This window comes from Micromonospora sp. NPDC047753, assembly GCF_040642735.1.
GTDB lineage: Bacteria > Actinomycetota > Actinomycetes > Mycobacteriales > Micromonosporaceae > Micromonospora.
The window spans coordinates 1-4,457 of record NZ_JBEYSL010000525.1; the positions used below are offsets into that span (position 1 = coordinate 1).

4 protein-coding genes and 1 pseudogene are annotated in these 4,457 nt (G+C 69.4%); 4 read left to right on the forward strand and 1 reads right to left on the reverse strand.

All coding sequences use genetic code 11. The features are described 5' to 3' along the window. Positions 1 to 95, reverse strand: a pseudogene (locus ABZ749_RS30045) (aminodeoxychorismate component I); the annotation flags it as partial. A 76-nt stretch (positions 96 to 171) separates the two neighbouring features. On the opposite strand from ABZ749_RS30045, the gene ABZ749_RS30050 reads away from it, so the two are divergent. The 4 genes from ABZ749_RS30050 to ABZ749_RS30065 form a co-directional block, all read left to right on the forward strand. Further along, positions 172 to 843, forward strand: coding sequence for an AbfB domain-containing protein (locus ABZ749_RS30050; protein ID WP_357233691.1), 672 nt, complete (start codon positions 172 to 174; stop codon positions 841 to 843). Between the two features lie 464 nt (positions 844 to 1,307). Further along, a complete protein-coding gene (locus ABZ749_RS30055) occupies positions 1,308 to 2,600 on the forward strand; it encodes a cytochrome P450 (protein WP_357233693.1) in 1,293 nt (430 codons plus the stop codon). 263 nt (positions 2,601 to 2,863) lie between these two features. Beyond that, positions 2,864 to 3,346 carry a helix-turn-helix transcriptional regulator gene (locus ABZ749_RS30060; protein ID WP_357233695.1) on the forward strand — a complete coding sequence of 161 codons (483 nt, stop codon included), beginning with the start codon at positions 2,864 to 2,866 and terminating at the stop codon, positions 3,344 to 3,346. A gap of 250 nt (positions 3,347 to 3,596) precedes the next feature. Then, on the forward strand, positions 3,597 to 4,457 hold an 861-nt coding region (locus ABZ749_RS30065; RefSeq protein ID WP_357233697.1), incomplete at its 3' end, for a nitrate- and nitrite sensing domain-containing protein.

A 4,457-nucleotide genomic window follows, 5' to 3' on the forward strand; every position in this document is an offset into this window, starting at 1 on the left:
AGGTCGACGATCATGATGTGTTCGGCGCGTTCCTTGGCGCTGGCGAGCAGTTCGGCGCGGCCGATGGCGGTGGCCGGGCGGGTGCCCTTGATCGGCAGCCCGAACGGCAGCTTCTTCGCGTACGAGTGGCAGTCCAGCTCGATCGCCCTCACCGACCGGTACGTGGGGCTGGTGCAGGGCACCCAGAACCTGATGCTTGGCAAGGGGCTCAGCGCCTCGATCTACACCGAGATCACCGACCTGGAGGGCGAGCTGAACGGCTTCCTCACCTACGACCGGCAGGTGATCAAAATGGACCAGGCGGGGGTACGCGCCGCCAACACCGCCCTGATCAACGCCTCGAAGACGATCGGCAGTTCGGCGCCCGTCGCCCTGCCGGTCAACACCCGCCGGTCGTTGCAGGTGACCACGCCCGGCTTCACCAACCGCTACCTACGCCACCAGGACAGCCTGGCCTACACCGAGGTGGTCGACGCTGCGAGCCCCAGCCTGCTCAAGGCCGACGCCACGTACACCATCCGGCCCGGCCTGGCCGGTACCGGCTGCTACTCGTTCGAGTCGGTCAATTTCCCCGGGCAGTACCTGCGGCACCAGAACTCCCGGGTCCGCAACTCACCGGACGACGGCTCCGCGCTGCTGCGCGCCGACGCCACCTGGTGCGCCCGCACCGGGCTGACCGGCACCGGCGTGTCACTGGAGTCGTACAACTTCCGCGGGAAGTACCTGCGGCACTACAACGCGGAGGTCTGGCTCAGCAACGGCACCGGCGGCGACGCGTACAACACGCCGACGTCGTGGACCGCCGACAGCACGTGGAACATCGCCACCCCGTGGGCGCCCTGACCGCTGGGCACTGACCGGGCCGTCACGACAGGAGAAGGGCGGGGGTTCCGGCGTGGACCGGAGCCCCCGCGAGGCGTGGGCGGTGTCGCGGGGCCGACTCCGCCGACCGATTTCAGCAGCGCCAGGGTCTTCGGCAGCGGTCGGTGACCGGACCCCGGCGTCACTCCTCGTCTCGGGTGTCGTTTCCCCGATCAGGAGCGAAAGCGGCGGGTTGATTGCACCGCCCGGCCGGGTCGACTTCAGGGCAAGGACCGAGCCGCAACTTGCATGCGGCCAGATTCACTCGGCTGTTGCAACACGCAATTATGCCGGCCAATAAATAGACGATAACCAATCTTGACTTGTACGGCCTACCAGCGCACCGTGAAGAGCCAGAGGCAGATGCACGCCATTATCGGCCAGACTGAAGTGGATCGCCAATGGGGCGCTGCCGGTTTAGCGCCGCTTGCACCAGGAGGCTTTCCATGCGGTTGAATCCGTTTACCGGGGTCTATCTCGCCGATCCAGCAAGCATGTGGCGGCGCATTCTCGACGATCCCGCCGGGGTGCACTACGCCGAGGATCTGGGCCTGTGGCTGATCAGCCGGCACGCGGACGTCCGACGGGCCCTCGCCGACGCCACGACATTCGCCAACGCCCTCACCCTCGCCCCGGTCTACGAGGTGTGTCCACCGGCGCTGAACGTCATCATGCAGATCGACGCACCACCCACGACGGCCGCCGCGGACCCACCGGCGCACCCGCGTACCCGGCGGGCCCTGCGGGCGACCTTCGCGAACACCGCCGAGCGGGTCGAGGCAGAGTACGGCGCGATCATCCGACGCCGGGTCGACCAACTGGTGTCCCGTCTCGCCGCCCGCCAGGGCGACCAGGTCGACCTGATCCCGGAGTTTGCGACCGAGCTTCCCCTGCTGGTGGTCCTGGACATCCTCGGGGTGCCCGACGCCGACATCGGACGGATCCGGAGTTGGGCGGACGGGCAGATCGCCCTCATCTGGGGGCAACCCGACCCGGCCGAGCAGGTACGCCTGGCCCAGGGCCTGCTGGAGTTCTGGCACTACTGCGAGGACCTGGTCCGCCAGCGGGTGGACAGTGGACACCGGGGCGAGGACTTCATCAGCCGCGCCCTGGACTACCGGGACGACGACGACAGCGTGCTGACGGTGCCCGAGGTGGCGAGCCTCGCCTTCAACCTCCTGGTCGCGGGCCACGAGACCACCGCCGGGTTGCTCGCGCACGCCCTCGACCAGGCCCTCTCCGCTCCCCAGCGCTGGTCGGCGATCACCGCGGACCCGGGGCTCGTCCCCGCCTTCGTGGGTGAGACGCTCCGGTTCGCGCCCGCCATCGACGGCTGGCTGCGGGTGACCACCCGCGATGTCACGCTGGGGACGGTGACGATCCCCGCCGGGGAGCGTTGCCTGCTGTTGATCGGCGCGGCGAACCGGGACCCGGCGGCGTTCCATGATCCGGACCGGTTCGACCTACACCGGGCCGATGTGGGCAATCACCTGTCGTTCGGCCACGGTCCACATTTCTGCATCGGCGCGGGACTGGCGCGACTTGAAGCCGTAATCGCCCTCATCCGGCTCGCCGAAGCCATTCCCGAGCTGAGGTTGTCACCGGAGCAACATCGGTCGTACAAACCCAATGTCGCGTTTCGTGCGCACCGCACGCTGCTCGCGATAATCGACGTCCCGGCGCCCACCGACGTGCCGGCGGCACGGAACGGCGCGACGGCCGAAGTGCGCGCGGGCTGAGCGGGCACCGGCTCCAGCGGTGCTGACCTGCGGACGGGTCGAGGGTGGGGTGGGTTGGCGTCGGCACGTTCCACCCGGCGCGCCTCAGCTCTGGCACCGGGTCCGGCGAGAATCTTTCCGGCTTTTCCCGACGATCCATGCCGGTGAACGTCTTCACACCCATCGCTTCCTGGGTTAAGAATTGCCCTCTGTGAATGTTCGGCTCATCGGCCAATCTCGATCTGGCGTCCGCCGCTGAATGTCCGTTCCACGAAGGTGAGCGCATGGAGCACACGTCCCCGTCGAGCTCGGCTCACTCTGCGGCCAGTCAGCGGTTCCGACGGGAGTTGCGCGACTGCCGCGTCCAACGGGGTCTGACCCAACGAGCCCTGGCGGACCTGGTGCGGTTCAGCCGGGAGACGGTCGCGGCGGTCGAGTCAGGTCGCCGGTTCGGCAGTCACGAGTTCGCCCTGCGCTGCGACGACGTGCTCGGCACCGGCGGACAGCTGGCCGCGCTGTGGCCGCAGGTCGCGGCCGAGCAGTTGGCGGCCGACGGTCGCCGAGGCCCCCGCGCCCCGGAGCCGGCTCGACTGGATCGGCAGGTGCCGCGCCAGCGCGGCCGGCGTGACGCGCGCGACCCGGGGGCCGTGGTGGACGCGATCGACGAGCTGCGTGAGCTGATCGGCCAGGTGCTCAACGGTCAACCCGAACCGGATGAACCGGAGCGGCGGCACCCGTCGGCCGAACCCCTCGACAACCAGCGCTGACCCGACGAGTCAGCTCGACCTCGCGGCGTCACCGGTCGCTGACGTTGGGTACAGATGCTGGTACGGGCAGTTTGTACCACGGCCAGGTCTGGTCTACGAGCGCGGCTTCCGGCCGAATGGGACTTGCATTCGGCAACGTGCGGATAGACCGTCATCGAAGTCGTGGGAGTCAATCTTGGCGTCGAGCACCCGGTCCCACGCGGCCAGACCCTACCCGACCCGCCGACGCGGTTGGAAGATAGCCGGCCGGATGCGGCTCATCGTCGCGGCCCCGCTCGTCGCCGTGATCGGCTTCGCCGGTCTCGCACTGACCGAGAGCGCACGCCAGACGGCCCGCGCCAGCGACCTGCAGGTCCTGGCCCAGGTCGGTGCCGAGGCCGGCGACCTGGCCTACCGCCTGCAACGCGAACGCATCGCCGCCGCCGACCTGCTCACCTACGCCCGGCCGGAGCAGCAGGACGCCTTCGGCGCGGAGATGGCCGCCACCGATGACGCCGTCGCCCGCTACCGCGGGCAGCGTGACCGACTGGCCACCGACAACGGCACCAGTTCGGCTCTCCTGCGGCGCATCGACGCCGCCCTGGACGGCCTCGCCCCACTGCGCACCCAGGTGCGCACCGCCACGCACGCGTCGGTGTCGGCGATGACCTTCAGCTACCGAATCGCGATCGCCGACCTCATCAACTTCCGGGAAAACGTCTCACACGGCGTGGTGGACGCCCCACTCGCCGACGGGATCCGGGCCTCGGCGGCGCTGTCGAAGACGGCCGAGGCCATCGGTCAGCAACAGGTGGCCGTGCTGCGCGCCGTCGCGGGCGGCGAACTGACCCCGGCCATGCAGCAGGACATCACCGCCGCCCGCACCAGCTACACCGAGTCGAGCCTGTCGTTCCTGGCCCTGGCCCCACCCGACTGGAGCATCTGGTGGGAACAGGCCGGCACCGGCAAGGAGGCGCTGGCCCTGCAACGGATGCAGGACGAGGTGGCCCGGGCCCAGCCGGGGTCGCAACTGAAACTGGAAACCGACGACTGGGTGTCCACCACCCAGACGCGCGCCGCCCGGCTGTCCGACCTGCTCGCCCGGGTCGACAACGCGGTCCGCGACGATGTT